The organism is Paenibacillus kribbensis (assembly GCF_001705305.1).
GTDB lineage: Bacteria > Bacillota > Bacilli > Paenibacillales > Paenibacillaceae > Paenibacillus > Paenibacillus kribbensis_B.
Genome location: NZ_MCBP01000012.1, coordinates 72,454 through 91,120, shown reverse-complemented (window position 1 = coordinate 91,120; position 18,667 = coordinate 72,454). Strand labels below are relative to the sequence as shown.

Below are 18,667 nucleotides of genomic sequence, written 5' to 3'. Positions count from 1 at the left end.
CACATCCGTGTGGAGGGCTTTTTGCTGTGTGATGTTACAGGGTGGATGAATCTGTTAAAAAATTGACACTATCAATCTACAAATTTAGATTATGATATTGTCGTTAGATGTTGCTGTATAATAGATAACAGTGAATCTTAAAGATTGAAGTCACCATAACAGGAGAGATGTTGAATGAAACCGGAAATCTTGCCACAGCGTGCAGCAGCTCGCAGGCAGAAAAATAAAAAGAAGAAACGAAAAGGTAGATTCGGCCGCTTTGTGCTGCGACTTTTTATAGTATTACTGCTAGCAGGAATAGGGGGCGGGGCATGGTTATTTTTAACCCCTTCCGGCAAGGACATGCGCTATTTGGCTGCGGATACGCTGATTACTACACAGCATCGCCACTGGGCGAAATATTTTATCGGTGAAGCGGAGGCGCAAAAACGTGTGGCCGAATATTCGGCTCGTTTTGAGCAGATGGGTGAGGAGAAGGATAGACATACGATCAAGCTGCCTCTGATATCGACCAAGTTGCAACAAACGCCGTTGGTTGAAGTGGAGGAGGTATCGGGCCGGAATTATCATGGCTACGTGATGACTGTGCATGACCCCACTAAAATCAGACTCGGGATTCCTGCCACGGTTGGCAGGGGAGAACGGGTGTCCAGCATGGTAGAGCGCTTAGGGGCTGTTGCTGGCGTAAATGGCGGCGGATTTGCCGATCCCAACTGGAACGGGAATGGCTTTAAACCGATCGGCGTTGTCATTTCCCAGGGTCAGATCTACTACAATGATATGGGTAAAAATGCGTCTGTCCAAATCGTAGGTATTGATAAACAGGGGAAAATGATTGCCGGTCATTATTCGCTGTCTGAATTGTCCAAAATGAATGTGCAGGAGGCAGTCACTTTTCAGCCCCGTTTAATCGTGAATGGTAAAGGTCTGATTCGCAATGCCAGTGAAGGGTGGGGAATTGCTCCCCGTACCGCAATGGGGCAAAGAGCTGACGGCGCGATTATTTTTGTGACAGTTGACGGGCGTCAGCCGGGTTACAGCATCGGTGCTAATTTGTACGATATGCAAAATATTTTACTGAAACACGGAGCGATTATCGGTGCTAATCTGGATGGTGGATCATCGACCGTGCTCGTTAAGGATCACGCCATTGTCAATAAACCTTCTTCCGAATACGGCGAACGGTATTTGCCGACAGCGTTTCTCGTATTTGAACATCCGGAAACCGTAAATATCCCGAACATCTGGGCAGGTCTAAATCCTACGGACATTGACGCAGCCAAAAAGAGATAGATCCTGATTAAAGTCCATGAAATTGAACGGAGACTGATGATGAAGCTAAATCGAGGAAGATTTCAACGATTGCTTGCCGCCTTGTTTACGCTACCCATACTCCTTATGACTATGCAGCAGGGGGTTGTCGCAGCTGCTGGACATGAAGCCTCAGCGACTCAATCAAACCAATCGACACAGTTAACGAATGTAGTCGTCAGCGGACAGCCATTAAATTCAAAGACCAAACCTGTGTTGATTAACGGAAAGCTGATGGTTCCGCTTAAACCTTTTGCCGATGCAGTGGGTGCGACCTATCAGTGGAATGCTAAAAAGAAGCTGGTTATGCTAAAAAAGTGGGCAGAACCCGTGCAGCTCAAGGAACGATCACGTAAGGATCAGCAACAACTTACCTATGAGGTGCTGGGCAAAGAGCTCTATATACCGTTGAGAGATGTATCGCTTGAATTAGGTTATACGTTGGAAAAGACCAACACACAGATACAGGTACAGCCGCCGATCCATGGAGAAATAAAAGAACAAATATACAAGGGGGATCTAGTGACAGCGCGTGAAGCTTTAATCCGTTTAGACAGACGTTCTGTCCATCCTTATATCGAAGCCCATTTTCCCAACACCGAGCTTCTGTCTAGTGTCTATATGTTCCCCCAAGGTGAAGCATTACGGTATTTTACTGTGAATGGGGATGTGCTGAGTCTGGTTGAAGTGAAGGACGGTTTTCCGCTTGTTACCTATCAAGGGTATGTGGGAGCCCCCTTTGATAAAAATTTTACGATGGAATACGATCCGCTGGAGCTTTTTTTGAAAAACAAAGCCAAAAGTCAGTGGGGAACTTATCCTAAATTGAATAAGCCGCTGACCTATAAGTTCACTACTGGGTGGGGGGATAGCAGCAGCACCTTTTTGGGACGCATCACTGTGGAGCGCAAAGATGAGCTGCTGGGTACTGTAGGTGATCCGATTACTGGACTCGCAGCTGATACCAAACAGATCATGAAAAGCTTCAAGCTGCCATGGGAATCGCGGACAGATGCTCAGCAGGCGATGGAATAAATTAAGAGTCAGACTGAATGAAAACATACAAAAAGCGTGTATCGTTGAAGTTAATTTAACTTCCTGGTACACGCTTTTTTTAATGAAATTTGCGATTCATATTGCGTTATGCTCAAGCTTTTATTAAGCGTCATTTTCTGCTTCGAGAAACATGGAGATCAGAATGCGAGCGTTGTTATCTCCCACGTTTTTGACATAATGGGGAATGGCAGCTCTCCAGCTAAAGGAATCTCCCGCTTCGAGGGTAACTGAATCCTCACCTTGCTCTACATACACCGTGCCCTCCAAAATATAATGAATTTCATCTCCCGCATGAGCATGCTCTTCTTCTGTTGATGAGCCCGGCGGCATGTCCACCAGCATCATTTTAATGTTACCCTGACCACCTAAATGGTCGACCTGAAGGTTGCTTTTACCATACACCGTTTTACGACGCTCGTCTTTGCGAGTCACCTGCATTCGTTCCTCTTCTTTAAGAAGCAGAAAAGCAAGAGGGACCTTAAGCGCACTAGCGATGCTGTCCAGTGTAGCAATGGAAGGAGAGGTTTTATTGTTTTCCACCTGGCTCATGAATCCTTGAGATAGTCCGGTTCGTTCACAAATTTGCTGAATGGATAAATTTTTACGTTTACGTGCAGCTCTTATGTTGCATCCTATACCCATATAGCTTTCCTCCTTTAAAAAAATATAATGTATACTAATTTAATATTTATCATACCAAATATTTTGTTGACAGACTACAGTCTCTTATGATAAATTCACACTACAAAATAATTATTCCTATTACTAATAATTTGAGCGCGATTCACACCAATATGCTGCAGCATAGATCCGAACAGTATTATTTTTTAGACAAATTATTAGTAATATAAATTAATTATCTATATGCACTTGTGAGTGCAGAAAAACAAACAGAATGGAGAGATAAACATGAGTTCAGCAAGCAGAAGCATTTCTACAATTATGCGGGTTGCGCTGGGGATTTTGTTTTTGGCACACGGAATTGCTAAATTCCAAATGGGATTGGGTAATGTAGCAGGCTGGTTTTCGAGCATTGGGGTTCCAGGATTTTTAGGTTATGTCGTTGCGGTGATTGAGGTGGTCGGCGGGATTGCATTAATCCTCGGACTGCTTACTCGTTATGTATCCGCACTTTTTGTGATTGTTTTGATCGGTGCGATTTTTACAGCCAAATTGTCGGGTGGGTTGATGGGGAATGGTCAAGGTGCCGGGTATGAGCTGGATATTGCTTTTATTCTGGTAGCTCTTCATCTGGTTTTTGCACCGACGACCCGCTTGTCTCTCGATTCTTTGTTCAGCCGTCGTACGTCAACAGAACAATAATGTCTGATTAGCCAAGTCGTTCAATCCATGTAGAAAGAGGGAAATCCTATGACAGCACATCTTCCTGACAATACCAAAATCGGGCAGGTTTCATTAAAGGTTAGTAACCTGGAGCGCTCGATTCAATTTTATACAGAGGTCGTTGGCTTTCAGTTGCTACGTCAAACGGCGGATACTGCTGAATTAACTGTGGACGGGGAGCATCCGCTACTAACCCTAAAATATATTGAAAATGCAGTCATTCTTCCGCGCCAGTCCGCAGCCGGACTGTACCACTTTGCAATTTTACTCCCAAATCGCGTAGCTCTGGGTTTGTCTTTGCGCAATCTGCTGGCTCATAAGATTGAAATCGGGCAGGGAGACCATGATGTAAGTGAAGCACTATATATCCACGATCCCGATAATAACGGAATTGAAATCTATGCAGATCGTCCTCGCGATCAATGGAAAAAGGATACCAATGGATTTTATATCATGGGAACAGATCCAGTGGATGCGGAAGACTTAGTAGCAATTTCCGAAAACATACCTTGGCAGGGACTGCCGCAGGGAACTGTAATTGGGCATGTTCACTTTCATGTGTCTAATTTGCTCAAGGCACAGCAATTTTATTGCGATGTGCTTGGGTTTGACATTACGTCCCGGTATGGCTCCTCGGCGATGTTCATCTCTGCAGGAGGTTACCACCACCATATGGGCTTGAATATATGGGCAGGGGAAGGCGCACCCCCGGCTCCTGAGAACGCAGCCGGACTGGATTATTTTGAATTGATTGTGGCGGATCAGAAAGAATTGGGTGGGATTGTCGCTCGTTTGGTGGCAGCAGGCTATGCAGTACAAGAGCGAGATGGTGCCAAGTATGTAGCTGACCCGTTCCGCATTAACATTAAACTGGTGAGCGGTCAGAACGAATAATATATTAGAAGCACAACAAACAGGGGATTCCCATAAGCCATTAGGCCGGAAATCCCCTGTTTTCGTATACTAAAACAAGCTCCAATCCAAATCCCGGGACATGGTCTCCAGCAATTGTACACCCGCTGTACTGTTGCCCATACGGTTCAAGGAAGGTCCCACCAGTCCAATGCCATATCGTCCAGGCACCATCGTCATAATGCCGCCGGATACACCGCTTTTGGCGGGGAGTCCAACCTGAATGGCGAACTCTCCAGAGGCGTCATACATGCCGCATGTCGTCATAAAAGTTTTAGCGATCTGCACATAGCGGCGGGGGATCAGAGGTACGCCTGTAACTGGATCACGGCCGTTGTAGGCGAGTACGAGTCCCATACGTGCCAAATCCGTACAGTTCATTTTTACAGCACAATGTCTGAAATAAACCTCCAGCACGTCCTCGACATGACCTCTTAGAATCCCTTTTTCCATCAGAAAATAAGCAAGGGAACGGTTCAGGTGGCCTGTGGCAGATTCCGAATCGTAGACATCCTGGTCATATTCCAGCGTGTCGTTACAGGTAAGCAGACGGAAAAATTGCAGGACACGGGCAAATCTTTCCTCCGGGCTGTTTCCGCGAATCAAAGAAGAGACGGCGATCGCTCCAGCGTTAATGAGCGGATTAAACGGAATACCTGGCTCGACCAGCTCCAGCTTCAACATGGAATTAAAACGATCTCCCGTAGGCTCCATACCTACCTTGGAAAAGACAACGTCCTCTCCATTATCCATCAAGGCCAGGATGAGCGTAAATACCTTTGAGATACTCTGCATCGTAAACTGGAGCTCCGTATCCCCGGCTACCACGGTCTCACCCGCACCGTTCATCACAACGACACCCAGCGCGTCTGCCGGCGCTTTGGACAATTCGGGAATATACGCCGCTACCTTGCCATGTATGTACTCATGACGGCTTTGCTCCACCCATTCCGGCAGTTTGGTTTGCAGTCTCTGCCACTCCGATGTCATTTCTTTTCCTCCAGTCAAGTAACCATCCTGTGGTATTGTTATTGTAGAGCAAGAAGTGATAGCTATACACTTATTCTAAAGAAATTTTCGGTCGAAAGACAAGCTTAAATTGGACCGATTGAGAGGAGCAGATGACTTGTCATCTAACAATAAAGCAAATTTTGATGAAGATTATAATGAGATATCAAATGGTGGAAGGCTTAGAGGCTTTGTACATAGTGTGCTGGAGCGGGCTATAGCCTTATCGGACAGAAATCCTGAATGGGCTAATTACATATTGGAGCAGTGGGCAAACAATGTGGAGGCAAGCCGAAATGAGCGTTTGGAGCGTGAGCGCACTCGGGAAAGGCATATACACCTACTGTTCTCTCAGTCTGCAGCGGGCTCGATGAAGCAAGGCCTTTCGGGAGCAGGGTTGCGGTATGAGAGTAAGGTGCTGTCTTTTAATGATCTATTTTCCATAGGGCCGTTATGGAAGCTGGAAACACAAGAAGGACAAGAAAACCGTCACAACTGGTTGGCTGAACGGATGGTTCATTATGAATCTTTCCATTACGCCAATTGGGAGCACCGCATTGAACCGATGATGGCTACTCTTAGTGAAATTTCTGATGATAAGTCGATCACGATCTGGTGTGGGTCTAATGCTCATGAGCAGATCGGATTACGGTTTGCATTATATGTTCTGCGAAAAAGAGCTGCACCTGTTCAGGTCATCAATGTTACGGATGCCATGGAACGGGAGTCGAATGATCGTTTAAATGCTGATACTGAGAATCCATTCCCATTATCCATGAGTGTGGTGCATTCAAAAGAGATCGAAGGGCTCATTAAGCGAAATGAAGATAAAATTCATGTTGTGTGCATGGAAGACCGACGACGATACGAACAAGAGTGGCTGGAGCTTAGTGAACAGGATAGTGTGCTGAGACTTTGGGACAATGACCAAATCGTTCATGTACCAGAAGATTACTTTGACCAGGCTTTGCTGGATTTGATTGGCGAACTACATTTAGAGAATAATCAGCAATTTGTAAACACCGGAAAAATAATAGGTGAGGCGTTAACACAATGGTCACAGCTAAGAAGCGACACCTTTTTGGAATATCGGATTCAATATTTAATCGCTCATGGTGAACTTGAATTTCTGGGGATGCCGGGAATGCTACATCGTTATGCTGTTAAATTAAAGAGGTAAAACGAAAGAAAATAGAAGTGATAGCCAGATAGCGGATGCCAATCGAATCACGGTGCTCCTCATTGGAGCTATGTCTGAGAAACCCGGTACATATAAGACCTGGGTTTCTCTTTTGCTTTTTCAGACATAGGATTGCAATCCCCCTTATGAGATTGACTACGGATTTCATGGGGATGCTGTTGACGAAGCCGGAATTATATATTACTATGTTGATATTAACATTTTGTTTTTATCATAACAATAAAATTAAAAATGTGTTACATAAGCTATTTTTGCTTTTGAAAGCGACAATTACTCATAAATGAACAGGAAGGTGACATAAGTGACAGAAATATCAAAATACAATCCTAACGGCTTGACGGAGGAGCAATTTCTGGCCGCCTATGATGCAACTCAATACGAGCGTCCGTCAGTAACGGTAGATATGCTGCTTTTTACTGTAATGGATCAGCTCCAGCATAATTATCGCAAGTTGCCGGAGAAGACACTCCAGCTTCTTTTGATCCAAAGAGGGGAGCACCCATTCATAGGACAGTGGGCGTTGCCGGGTGGTTTTGTAGGTATGGATGAAAGCCTGGAAGAAGCTGCACGACGCGAGCTTAAAACCGAAACGAATGTAGATCAGATTTATATGGAGCAGCTATACACTTGGGGAGATGTAGCACGTGATCCGCGTATGCGGGTCATCAGCTGCGCTTACATGGCATTGGTAGACCACGATTCATTGGAGGTACGAGCCGGGGACGATGCTGCGGATGCCCAATGGTTTGAGTTGGATTACAGTGTAGCTCAGGAAAAGCGTACGAATCAGCCGGAAGGTTACACGTGGGAACAAGACATTGACATTACTCTTAAGCATGGGGACATTCGCCTGTCAGCCAAGGTAAAAGTGACCGAAATCCTGAAGGGGAAAACGATTGAAATCAAGCGAGAAGTGCTGGATTCACAGGGAATTGCCTTTGACCATGCCAAAATTATTGCGTACGGCATCGAGCGTCTGCGCAGCAAAATTGAATATACAGATATCGCATTTCATTTGATGGCATCCCTATTTACATTGGGTGAGCTTCAACAGGTGTATGAAATTATTTTGGGCAAGGAGCTGCTCGCTGCGGCCTTCCGCCGTAAAATAGCGGATCTCGTGGACGAGACAAATGAATATAGAAAAGCGGCTGGACACCGTCCATCCAAGCTGTACCGATTCAAGCCTAGATCACGTTTTATATAGTTTAAAGGAATATGAAATGAGGAATTATCATGGAAAAGTTTACATTTTTTTATCGCAGTCATTCGCCATTTTCACAATGGTATCCTTCTGATTTTGTTGTAGATGGATTGGAGTTTAACTGTGCGGAGCAATATATGATGTTTAAAAAGGCGCAGCTTTTCGGGGATGAAGAGGCGGCCCGGAAAATTATGCTGGCACCTACCCCTCGGGAGCAAAAGGCTCGTGGTCGTAGTGTGCGTGGGTTTGACCAATCCTTGTGGGAGGCGAATTGCCGACAATTTGTGTATGACGGTAATTACGCCAAGTTTTCACAAAATCCGAATCTGCTCAAGCACCTGCTTAAGACGAAGGGAACTACACTGGTTGAAGCTAGTCCGACAGACACCATTTGGGGTGTAGGCTTGGCTGAAAACGATGCCCGCATAAACAACCGCAAGTCATGGCGAGGCACGAACTGGCTTGGGGAAATATTGACGAATTTACGTGAGGATATATTGCAAAAGGAGGAATTGTCATCATGACAAGTACGATGAATCACCGGAGCAGCCGGAATGCTCGATCACAGATGGCACAGGAAACGCTATCCATTGTAGAGAAAGGATATTACACAAATACCCAACAAGCACAAGTGAATATGGCAAAAGAGGTGGATAACGCGATCACAGACTCGAAGCTGTATACACCTTCTCAGCTGGTGGCTGTAAAGCAAGAGGCAGAGCAAAAGATAAAAAGCGCACCGGAGACTTCCTCATCCATAGACGAACAGGCGCTTACTGCAAAGCTGGAAGTTACGGGAGAAAGCACGTTGCAGGCTGCATTTAGGCTCCGGGCCCAGGAGAAGCTGGAGCACGTGGCGTGTTTGAATTTTGCATCAGCTAAAAACCCGGGTGGTGGATTTCTCGGAGGTAGCCAGGCCCAAGAGGAAAGCTTGGCTCGTTCGTCAGCCTTGTATCCCTGCATTTCACAAATGGAAGAAATGTACCAGTATAACCGAAAGCTACGAAGCTGTTTTTACTCGGATTATATGATTCATTCGCCGGAAGTTCCGGTATTTCGGGATGATCAGGGAGCATTGCTGGATGAGCCGTATCTGGTCGATTTTCTGACTGCTCCTGCTGTTAATGCCGGAGTCGTGCGAGAACGGGAGCCAGAGCAGGTCAGCCGAATAGGTGAAGTGATGCTGGAGCGTATCCGCTATATTCTTGGAATGGCCAAGCAAAACGGGGTAGAGCATCTCATACTTGGAGCCTATGGTTGCGGGGTATTCCGCAATAAGCCGGAAGAGGTCGCAAACTGGTTTAAGCAAGTGCTTGTAGATGAGGGCTATGCCTTATTGTTTGAACGGATTGTTTTTGCAGTATTGGATCATTCAGCAGGGCAACGTACCTTAAGCAGCTTTAAAAAAGCCCTTTCCTGAAGCTGGAGATCATGCTATAAAAAATGCTTATGATAATATCTCATGAGAAGTAATTCATCATGATAAGGAGAGTGCTGAATGAATCCATCTCGGAACATTACCTGGCATGCATCAGATATTAATAGGCAAGCGCGTCAGCTTCTGAATGGGCATAAAAGCCCAGTGCTTTGGCTGACGGGGCTGTCTGGCTCGGGAAAGTCAACGGCATCCTCCACACTGGAAAAAGCATTATATGCACGCGGCATACGCACGTTTATTTTGGATGGGGATAATGTTCGACATGGCTTGAATCGCAACCTGGGCTTCCTGCCCGCTGACCGTAAGGAAAATATCCGCCGTATTGCTGAAGTGTCAAAGCTAATGGCACATGCGGGTGTTCTAACGATATGCGCCACCATTTCCCCTTACCGTGAGGATCGTAAAATGGTAAAGGAGATTTTACAGCAGGAAGGCTGCTATGAAATCTATATAGAATGTAGTCTGGAGGAATGTGAGCGACGTGATCCAAAAGGAATGTACAAGAAAGCGCGAGCGGGAGAAATTCGTCATTTTACAGGTATTGATGCTCCTTATGAAGCACCGCTGGAGCCTGATCTCATCGTATCTACTGAAGGTCGGGAGGTAGCCCAGTCGGTTCAGGATATCCTGGATTTTCTCGACCGGGAATCCTTGCTATTTTAATCTTCGTCAAACCTTTTTCAAATCTTCCTGAAATCTTCATTATCCAATTTGGAATCCATGTTTAAATAGAATAGACCTCTCCATTTTGAAGCCGTCTGAATCTTCCCCTGGCCTGGTTCTTTCAGATATATGGTGTCAGAGGTGGGAGGTCTTTTTGATTACAACACATCGTCAACCAATTCATTCAAGAGGTGATTTCAATCATGAGTAAACAACCAACTAATCTGACTACAAGCTGGGGTGCTCCTGTCGGAGATAATCAAAATTCCATCACTGCCGGATCACGTGGACCTACACTGATTCAGGATGTGCATTTGCTGGAGAAGCTGGCGCATTTTAACCGCGAACGTGTGCCGGAGCGTGTTGTTCATGCCAAAGGTGCGGGAGCGCACGGATATTTTGAAGTCACGAATGATTTGTCTGCATATACCAAAGCAAGCTTTTTGTCCGAGGTAGGCAAGCGTACACCGATGTTTATCCGCTTTTCTACCGTTGCGGGTGAGCTGGGCTCGTCTGATACGGTACGTGATCCTCGTGGCTTTGCGGTGAAGTTTTACACAGAGGAAGGCAACTATGATCTCGTAGGCAATAATACGCCGGTCTTTTTTATTCGAGATGCGATTAAATTCCCAGACTTTATTCATACGCAAAAACGTCATCCCCAAACTCATCTGAAAAACCCGAACGCGGTCTGGGATTTCTGGTCCTTATCTCCTGAATCACTGCACCAGGTAACGATCCTCATGTCTGACCGCGGAATTCCTGCTACACTCAGACATATGCATGGTTTTGGTAGTCACACGTTCAAGTGGGTGAACGCCGAGGGACAGGCCGTATGGGTAAAATATCATTTTAAAACAGAGCAGGGCGTACAAAATCTCGATGTCGATTTGGCTGCGAAAATTGCCGGCGACAATCCGGATTATCATACAGAAGATTTGTTTAATGCCATTAAAAAGGGCGATTTTCCTGCATGGAGGCTTCATGTGCAGATTATGCCATTAGAGGATGCGGACACTTACCGCTTTGATCCGTTTGATGTGACAAAAGTATGGTCGCAAAAGGATTACCCGCTGATTGAGGTAGGACGTATGGTGCTGAATCGCAATCCTGAGAACTATTTTGCAGAAGTAGAGCAGGCGACGTTCTCTCCGGGTTCATTTGTGCCGGGTATTGAAGCATCTCCGGATAAAATGTTGCAAGGACGCCTGTTTGCCTACGGTGACGCACATCGCTACCGTGTAGGTGCTAATCACAATTCACTGCCGATCAACCGTCCGCATGCGGAAGTACACAACTACCAGCGTGATGGTGCATTGCGCAGTGATAGTAATGGCGGTGGCTCTGTCTACTACGAGCCTAACAGTCTCGGTGGACCCAAAGAATCCCCAGCACACAAAATCGCTCCTTTTGAAGTGTCCGGCGAAGCTCAAAGTGTAGCCTATGATCATCATGATCACTACACACAGCCGGGAGACCTGTACCGCTTGCTCAGTGAAGATGAGCGTATACGTCTGGTGCAAAATATCGTAAATGCGATGAAGCCCGTAGAAAGCGACGAAATTAAGCTGCGCCAGATCGGACATTTCTACAAGGCTGACCCTGAATACGGACGCCGTGTAGCCGAAGGATTGGGATTGACCGTTCCTCAAGGCGAATAGAGAGGTATCTATAACTCCTAACAGAAAACCCCATGTGTAATATAAAAAGGATATCCCAACGCCACGTACATGGTTGATGGGATATCCTTTGCTTTTGAGTACGATATAAAGCAGCTGTTTTTGGTGGACGCTCCGCGAACGGAACGTTGCTCCAATCGCTGTTGTCTCCAGAAGGCGACCGCTTCCGCTTTTCCACAATCGTTCCGTTCTCTCCACTGCTTCTAGGTGTTCCAGTTTAACAAACCAAAGGAAAAATTCTAAAACTAGAAAGCCGCAAGCCCCCAATAATACGAGGTTTTGCGGCTTATTTTGGTGTGTTTATAATGATATTAAACAGCATAAAGCAAGCGGAGAGGACGGAATCATTCTGTAGAAGCGTCAGCGATCGTAAGAATGATCCGTCCGCGTAGCGGTCATAGTAGCACGTATTGACGCGTTCGTCAGCACTATAAGCTGCTATATCCTCTTCAAGCGAGGCAAATAGATCACAAGAAATAATGACCTTCCCAAAGCAAATACGATAAAGGACAGCCATAAGCCATGATTACCATAGTGGGGAACACACCAGAAGAGAGCAGCCAAAAAGAAGACCAGCGAAATCAGCATGGAATTACGAATTGGATACGTTACCGTCATCCCCGTAAACACACCGTAGAATACCAGCCCTAGCCCGGCAGCCAGCGGAAAGACGACAAGCCAGCCATTGTATGGACCTGTCAGGCTAATCACTGTAGCGTTATCTGTGAACAGTCGGATAAGCGGTTCCTTCAGTGCAAAATACAGTCCGCCTGATACCACGCTGGTGAGCAGTGTCCAGAACCAGGACAACTGGATCACTCTTTGCAGCATGTTCCGATCTCCGGCACCACGAGCTTGTCCCGTCATGATGCTGCTGGCATTGGCAAATCCGTCAAAGAAGTAAGCCATAATGTAGTGAATCTGCAACAAAATCGCATTTGCAGCAAGCTGATCGGTTCCAAAGCTCGCACTATGTGATGTAAACAGATTAAACATCGTTAGCAGACAGGCTGTACGGATCATAAGGTCAAGATTCGTTGCCATGACACTTTTCAGCTCTGATACTCCAAACCAGCCCTGCCAATCTTTTTTTCCACTCTGCCGCCATTCTCTCCAGACCGAGGAACGAAGTACAAGAATAGAACCGAGCACACAGGCGAGTATCTCTGCAATGAGTGTAGCACCTGCCACACCGGCTACGTCCCATTGCATGATTTGTGTGAACGCAATGGCCAATACCATATTGGTCACATTCATCGTAATTTGCAGAAATAAGGTAGCCTTCACGCGGGATAATCCCATCAGCCAGCCGAGCAGCACATAGTGTACCAGCGTAAGCGGCGCTCCCCAAATACGAATGTTAAAATATATCGCTGCCTGCGCAGCTACATCCTGAGCAGGATGGATTAACTGTAAAGAGGCCAGCAGGATCGGCTTTTGCAGTACAATGAATAACCCGCCGATCAGTAAAGCGATGGCCAGTGGGCGCATGAGCGCGGCTATGCTCTGATCGTTATTTTGGGCCCCCGCTGCCTGTGCGGTAAATGCCGATGTGCTGACGCGCAGAAAGCCAAACATCCAATATATAGTATTAAAAATAAGAGTACCCACAGCCACACCGCCTAAAAAGGAGGCATGACTCAAATGACCGATTACCGCAGTATCCACCGCACCGAGCAGTGGGGTTGTAATCGTCGAAAGAATTAAAGGGATAGCTAGAGCAAGATAGGCTCGGTGGGTAGGCAACATGTTGAAAAAACCTCCAGTAAAGATTGGGTATATGGATGGCGATCAGACTGGAATAGAGCTTCCTTGGCAAAATCCTCAAGTACACTGCCATCTTTCATGACCATAATGCGGTCACTCATGAAGTGTACGGCCGCCAGATCATGGGAAATGAACAGATAAGCCACTCCCAGTTCATCCTGTAAATCCTTGAGCAGATTTAAAACCGTCGCCTGCGTTGTCACATCCAGACTTGCTGTTGGCTCGTCGAGCACGATAAAGTCCGGCTCTGTGCTGATTGCGCGCGCAATGGTTACGCGCTGTTTCTCCCCGCCGCTGAGCTGATGCGGGTACTTGTCCATATAGCTGGCTGGGAGCTTGACCATCCCGAGCAGATGCGCTGCTATTTCCCGACGACCCGAAGGCATGCCCTTCATATAGGAGGGGACATAGCCCTTAAGCTGATCTAACGGTTCCAGCAAGGATTGCAGAATGGTCAGTCTGGAGTTTAAAGCTGCTGCGGGATGTTGAAATACTGCTCCCAGCCTGCTGCGGACCCGTTTTAACTCGTTTCGCTTTAATCCCCGGACCGCTTGCCCATCCAGCATAAGCTCACCCTCATCAAACGAGTCCAGCGTTAAAATACAGCGAGCCAGCGTGCTTTTCCCACTACCACTTTCTCCGACAATGCCCAGACATTCTTGGGGTGAAATCGACAGAGAAACATTGCGCAGCACCGTTTTGCCTCCGGTGAAAGCCTTCGTCAAACCGGAGACGGTGACAACAGGATTAGATGTGTCTACATGTTGAAGAGAGGAGACGTGATCATCCATGTAAACCGCTCCTTTCTGATATGATTTGTTCTTCGGTGCTGTGCGGTAAACGTGCCGGAGCATTTGGAGCCAGCGGCGGAATCGCTGCCAGCAGACGACGTGTATACGGATGTGCCGGATGATCCAGCACCGCTTGTGTCTCGCCACTCTCGACCAGCAAGCCAGTACGCATCACCGCGATTCGATCCGCATACTTGCGGACATGGCGGAGATCGTGAGTGATCCATAGGACAGAAATCCCGGTTTCCATCCGGACTTGGTTGATGAGCTGGAGCACCCGGTGAGCTGTCAGGGTGTCCAGCGCGGTTGTTGGTTCGTCGGCAATCAGAAGCTGTGGCTTTAGCAACAATGCGGCCGCAATAGCCGCTCGTTGCAGCTGACCGCCGCTGAGCTGGAACGGATAGCTGCGGTATACCTGCTCGGCGGGAAGCTGTACGTGCTCAAGGACCTCTATACAGCGCTGTTTACGCGCCTTGCGATCTGGACTGCCATGAGCGTGCATTAGCTCGTCCAGTTGACTGCCTATACGCAGAAAGGGGGTAAACGCTCCGTGATAGTCTTGAAAAATATACGAGATTTCATTGCCAAGCAAGGAACGTCTTTGTCTGGCGGACAAGCTCAGCAAATTGTTGCCCTTCCAGGCAATAACCCCGTGCGCTGTAAAAGAAGAGGGGAGCAGCCCACCGATTGCGGAAGCCGTCATGCTTTTGCCGCTGCCGCTTTCTCCGGCAAGGGCAAACCACTCCCCCGGACGAACGGCGAGCTCCAGTTGGTCTACAACGGTTTTTGCTTTTGATCGAATCGTTAAGCCTTCAATAGACAGCATATACGGCTCACTCCTCCGTCCGTGTTTTAACATCATATTGGTCACGCAGCTTGTCTCCCAGCATATTCGCCAGTAGCACCGTGAGCACGACAGCCATTCCGGGAACCAGTATCAGGTGGGGAGCCATTTGAAAATATGCTCGTCCTTCATTCAGCATGGCACCCCATTCGGGTATCGGCGGTTGCGGACCTAAGCCTAAAAAGGACAGGGAGGCAATCATTAAGATGATCTTGCCAATATCCAGTGCAGCCAGTACCAGGACATTCCCAATTGCATGGGGCAGAATATGCCGCATGACAATTTGCAGGGAGGATGTGCCTGCCAGTATGGATAACGAAATATAATCCTTTTGCTTTTCCGCGAGTACGGTACTGCGTACCAGCCGTGCATAACTGACCCATTTTACCGCAGTCACCGCGAAAATAAGATTTATCAAGCCTGGTCCAAGCAGACCGCTCAGCACAATCGCAAAAATATAATCGGGTAATGTCATGAAAGCATCGACCACTCGTTTGAATATACGATCAACCCATCCCCCGACAAATCCTGACAGCAGGCCGAGCGGAACCCCGACAACCAGTGAAACAGCCAAGATCAACAAGCTGGTCCCTACAGTCGTTCGAAGTCCTGTCATCACTCTTGATAGCACATCTCTGCCCAAATGATCGGTTCCCAGCCAGTAGGCCGCACTGATCGGCTGGAGCCGATTCCCCATCTGAATACGGTACGGATCTTGGGGAGCAAGGAGCGGAATCACTGTAATTGCTGCAAGAATGAGCAGGATAGAGAGCAGCATAATCCAAGTTCTGGACCGTTGCGGACTAACGAACTGCCTGCTTTCCGCATGAGAGGATTTTATCATGATTGACGTTTCTCCTTCAAAGCTATTTCGGGATTAATCCAACGGTAGGATAGCTCTACCGCCATATTGATACATACAATGAACACGGCCATAAACAGTGTATAACCCTGAATAATGGGATAATCCCTTGCGGCAATTGCATCCACAATCCATTTGCCCAGCCCTGGATAGGCGAATAGTACTTCAATTACAACCGTACCTCCCAATAGACTGCCTATGCTCTCACTGAATACGGTAATGAGTGGGACAAGACTGTGCCGGAACATATGTCTGAAAAAGATGCGAGCCGGACTGATTCCCCGGGCTTGCGCCGCCTTGATAAAATCTTGTCCCGAGCTTTCAATTAGACTGGCGCGGATTATTCGTACATAAACGGCCGCCATCGCCAGTCCCAAGGTAAGGGAAGGGAGCACCAGATGAAAAATAGTTCCTTCACCCATTGACGGCAAAATACGCAGTTTAACCGCAAACCACTCGATAAACAAGAGACCCAGCCAAAAGCTGGGAATCGAAGAGCCGATCAGGGCAAACATACGACTGGCATTGTCAATCCAGCGGTTACGATACAGCGCAGCCATCGTTCCCATCGGAAGCGCAATGAGCAGCATGATGAACAGAGAGCCTCCGGTCAGCAGGAGTGTATAAGGCAGTTTTTCCATAAACTCTGCAAATACCGGACGATGGGTTAAATAAGACTGTCCAAAATCAAACTGAAGCAACTGAACCAGCCACTTGCCATATTGCACAGGTAACGACTGATCCAGTCCGAGCTGACTGCGCATATCCGCTAATTGCTGATTGGAAACAGCTACATCATCTACCCGGAGAATGCTCCGGACGGGATCGCCCGGAACCAGCTTGAGCAGACAAAAGCTTATAAAGGAAAGAATAAGAAAGAACAATACCAGTTCAAGAAGCCTTTTGGTGATGGATTTGAGCATGCTAGTCCACATCCAGGTCCTGGGTCAGCAGATAGTACTCACTTTGGCTTGTTACCCAGTTATGTACGTAATTGCGGTAGGCCACTACGTTGTTCGGATGAACGAGAAAGGATTGCAGGGTTTCCTGATCAATCATCGAGACAGCCTTCAGCGCCAGCTTGCTGCGCTGTTCCTCATTCACCGTTGTATTCAGCTTCGTAATAATAGCCTCCAGTTCTGGTACATGCACATGTCCATAATTCAGTGCTCCCTCAGGCATGTAAGCCGCATTCAGATAATAGCTCGCATCGCCGCGCGGAGCCGTAATGCTGCTGTAAGTTGCCAAATCCCAATCCTGATGAGCGGCAAGATATTCGTCGATATTATCGACCTGCCGGATATCAATCGTAATACCGAGCTCCTTGGCGTTAGCCTGGATTAGCTGTGAAATGAGCGGAAGCTCTGCCCTTGACTGATAGGTCAATAACGTGAGATGAAGCGCTTGTCCATCGGGCGCTTTCACTTTGCCGTCTTGCACTGAATATCCAGCTTGCTTGAAGCTGTCTCGTGCAGCGCTCAAATCAAACTTTTTCATAGCATATGCCGGCGAAAAAGGAAAGTCGGACAGGAACGGACCCTGAGCGGGAGTCCCCTGACCAGACATGATGCCATTGGCAATCTCGTCACGATTAATCAGATGGTCGAAGGCTTTGCGCACGGCCGCCTTTTTCAGATTGATGTTGTTCATATTGTAAATGAGCTGATGCGTCCGCAAGCTGGGCAGAGAGTCCACCTTGACCGTGGAATCGGCTTTCAGCAGGTCCAGGCTTTCAATCGGCGGACGATATACAATATCAACGTCCTTGGCTTGAAAAGCAAGCTGACGTGCATTGGCGTCTTCGTTAAATACGAACTTGGCCTGCTTCAATTTCACTTCACCGTTCCAATATTGATCGTTGCGTTCCAAATTCAGTTCACTACCGGCACGAAAGCTGGCAGCCTTGAACGGCCCCGTCCCCGATGGGAGGGCATCTGTTGAGGAAGTATCTATGACTGCCGTATTGGGATGAACCAGCTCAGACGCAAATTCCGGGAAAGGCCTGTCTGTCGTGACCTTCAAAATCTGTCCGTTCGCCTGGATGTCACGAATATGCAGCGCATTTTTAACCGATGGGTTGAGTTTTTGCGCTCTTTCCAGGGATGCTTTTACAGCAACGGCATCAACGGGCTTACCACTATGGAATTTCACGCCCGGACGGATGTTAAAGGTCCAGTGCTGTCCATCCTTGCTGTTCCATTTCTTTGCAAGCCAAGCTTCCAGCTTGAGGTCTTTGTTCACTTTGATCAGTGTTTCACCCACTCCAGCGCGGACGGCTGTATAGTTCACATCCGTATGCGGATCTATGGAGGAGCTTTGTACATTGAACAATAAGGTGACACTTTTATCTTGCGGTGCGTTTGCAGCAGATGAAGAGAGTGAACCTGATGGTGATGATGAGCAGGCCGCCACCATCACCGCTATGACTGTAGGTATGAATAGCTTCAAATACGGGCGCTTAAACAACTGGTAATCCCCCTTAATGGTAATCGTAATGTTTACAATTTACTTCATAAAGCATATCGTAACCAAATGGGGGAGCTTTGTAAATATGTAATTGCATGAATATGTATATCGATTCATAGAG

At 47.3% G+C, this 18,667-nt stretch carries 18 protein-coding genes; 10 read left to right on the top strand and 8 right to left on the bottom strand.

The window, feature by feature from the left end; genetic code table 11:
• The first annotated feature begins 174 nt into the window (after window positions 1-174).
• Window positions 175-1,293: a phosphodiester glycosidase family protein gene (locus tag BAZ21_RS20095; protein WP_068504486.1), complete on the top strand. Its 1,119-nt coding sequence runs from the start codon at window positions 175-177 to the stop codon at window positions 1,291-1,293.
• A gap of 39 nt (window positions 1,294-1,332) precedes the next feature.
• Window positions 1,333-2,346, top strand: coding sequence for a stalk domain-containing protein (locus BAZ21_RS20090; RefSeq protein ID WP_068504484.1), 1,014 nt, complete (start codon window positions 1,333-1,335; stop codon window positions 2,344-2,346).
• Between the two features lie 123 nt (window positions 2,347-2,469).
• Here the strand turns inward: BAZ21_RS20090 and BAZ21_RS20085 are convergent, their stop codons facing one another.
• On the bottom strand, window positions 2,470-3,009 hold the full coding sequence (locus BAZ21_RS20085; protein ID WP_068504482.1) for a helix-turn-helix domain-containing protein: 540 nt from the start codon (window positions 3,007-3,009) through the stop codon (window positions 2,470-2,472).
• A 267-nt stretch (window positions 3,010-3,276) separates the two neighbouring features.
• Between BAZ21_RS20085 and BAZ21_RS20080 the strand changes: the two genes are divergently transcribed.
• Window positions 3,277-3,690 carry a DoxX family protein gene (locus tag BAZ21_RS20080; RefSeq protein WP_068504480.1) on the top strand — a complete coding sequence of 138 codons (414 nt, stop codon included), beginning with the start codon at window positions 3,277-3,279 and terminating at the stop codon, window positions 3,688-3,690.
• Between the two features lie 48 nt (window positions 3,691-3,738).
• Window positions 3,739-4,605, top strand: a complete 867-nt coding sequence (locus tag BAZ21_RS20075; protein WP_068504478.1) for a VOC family protein — start codon at window positions 3,739-3,741, stop codon at window positions 4,603-4,605.
• A 69-nt stretch (window positions 4,606-4,674) separates the two neighbouring features.
• Here BAZ21_RS20075 and glsA read toward each other — a convergent pair whose 3' ends face one another.
• Window positions 4,675-5,613 (bottom strand): glutaminase A, encoded by a 939-nt coding sequence (glsA, locus tag BAZ21_RS20070; RefSeq protein WP_068504476.1) that lies wholly within the window; start codon window positions 5,611-5,613, stop codon window positions 4,675-4,677.
• Between the two features lie 136 nt (window positions 5,614-5,749).
• Here glsA and BAZ21_RS20065 point away from each other — a divergent pair, with 136 nt between their 5' ends.
• The 6 genes from BAZ21_RS20065 (at window position 5,750) to katA (ending at window position 11,798) form a co-directional block, all read left to right on the top strand.
• The gene (locus BAZ21_RS20065; RefSeq protein WP_068504474.1) at window positions 5,750-6,811 is read left to right on the top strand and encodes a DUF1835 domain-containing protein; all 1,062 of its coding nucleotides are present in this window, start codon (window positions 5,750-5,752) and stop codon (window positions 6,809-6,811) included.
• 322 nt (window positions 6,812-7,133) lie between these two features.
• The gene (locus BAZ21_RS20060) at window positions 7,134-8,039 is read left to right on the top strand and encodes an NUDIX hydrolase (RefSeq protein WP_068504472.1); all 906 of its coding nucleotides are present in this window, start codon (window positions 7,134-7,136) and stop codon (window positions 8,037-8,039) included.
• Window positions 8,040-8,068: 29 nt separating this feature from the next.
• A complete protein-coding gene (locus BAZ21_RS20055; protein WP_068504470.1) occupies window positions 8,069-8,560 on the top strand; it encodes an NADAR family protein in 492 nt (163 codons plus the stop codon).
• Window positions 8,557-9,456: a TIGR02452 family protein gene (locus BAZ21_RS20050; RefSeq protein WP_068504468.1), complete on the top strand. Its 900-nt coding sequence runs from the start codon at window positions 8,557-8,559 to the stop codon at window positions 9,454-9,456. The genes BAZ21_RS20055 and BAZ21_RS20050 overlap by 4 nt, the downstream gene beginning before the upstream one ends.
• Window positions 9,457-9,534: 78 nt before the next feature.
• Window positions 9,535-10,137 carry an adenylyl-sulfate kinase gene (cysC, locus tag BAZ21_RS20045; RefSeq protein WP_068504466.1) on the top strand — a complete coding sequence of 201 codons (603 nt, stop codon included), beginning with the start codon at window positions 9,535-9,537 and terminating at the stop codon, window positions 10,135-10,137.
• Window positions 10,138-10,340: 203 nt separating this feature from the next.
• The gene (katA, locus tag BAZ21_RS20040; RefSeq protein ID WP_068504464.1) at window positions 10,341-11,798 is read left to right on the top strand and encodes a catalase KatA; all 1,458 of its coding nucleotides are present in this window, start codon (window positions 10,341-10,343) and stop codon (window positions 11,796-11,798) included.
• A gap of 456 nt (window positions 11,799-12,254) precedes the next feature.
• Here katA and BAZ21_RS20035 read toward each other — a convergent pair whose 3' ends face one another.
• The 6 genes from BAZ21_RS20035 to nikA are packed head-to-tail and all read right to left on the bottom strand — an operon-like array spanning window position 12,255 to window position 18,546.
• Complete coding sequence (locus BAZ21_RS20035) at window positions 12,255-13,565, bottom strand: MATE family efflux transporter (protein ID WP_068504463.1); 1,311 nt, start codon at window positions 13,563-13,565, stop codon at window positions 12,255-12,257.
• Window positions 13,532-14,374: an ABC transporter ATP-binding protein gene (locus BAZ21_RS20030; RefSeq protein WP_068504460.1), complete on the bottom strand. Its 843-nt coding sequence runs from the start codon at window positions 14,372-14,374 to the stop codon at window positions 13,532-13,534. Before BAZ21_RS20030 ends, BAZ21_RS20035 begins: the two co-directional genes overlap by 34 nt.
• Entirely contained in the window at window positions 14,367-15,200 is an 834-nt protein-coding gene (locus tag BAZ21_RS20025) for an ABC transporter ATP-binding protein (RefSeq protein WP_068504458.1), read from the bottom strand. The genes BAZ21_RS20030 and BAZ21_RS20025 overlap by 8 nt, the downstream gene beginning before the upstream one ends.
• A 7-nt stretch (window positions 15,201-15,207) precedes the next feature.
• Window positions 15,208-16,062: a nickel transporter permease gene (nikC, locus tag BAZ21_RS20020; RefSeq protein ID WP_068504456.1), complete on the bottom strand. Its 855-nt coding sequence runs from the start codon at window positions 16,060-16,062 to the stop codon at window positions 15,208-15,210.
• A complete protein-coding gene (nikB, locus tag BAZ21_RS20015) occupies window positions 16,059-17,003 on the bottom strand; it encodes a nickel ABC transporter permease (protein ID WP_068504455.1) in 945 nt (314 codons plus the stop codon). The genes nikC and nikB overlap by 4 nt, the downstream gene beginning before the upstream one ends.
• Before the next feature lies 1 nt (window position 17,004).
• Entirely contained in the window at window positions 17,005-18,546 is a 1,542-nt protein-coding gene (gene nikA / locus BAZ21_RS20010) for a nickel ABC transporter substrate-binding protein (RefSeq protein ID WP_068504453.1), read from the bottom strand.
• Window positions 18,547-18,667 lie beyond the last annotated feature (121 nt).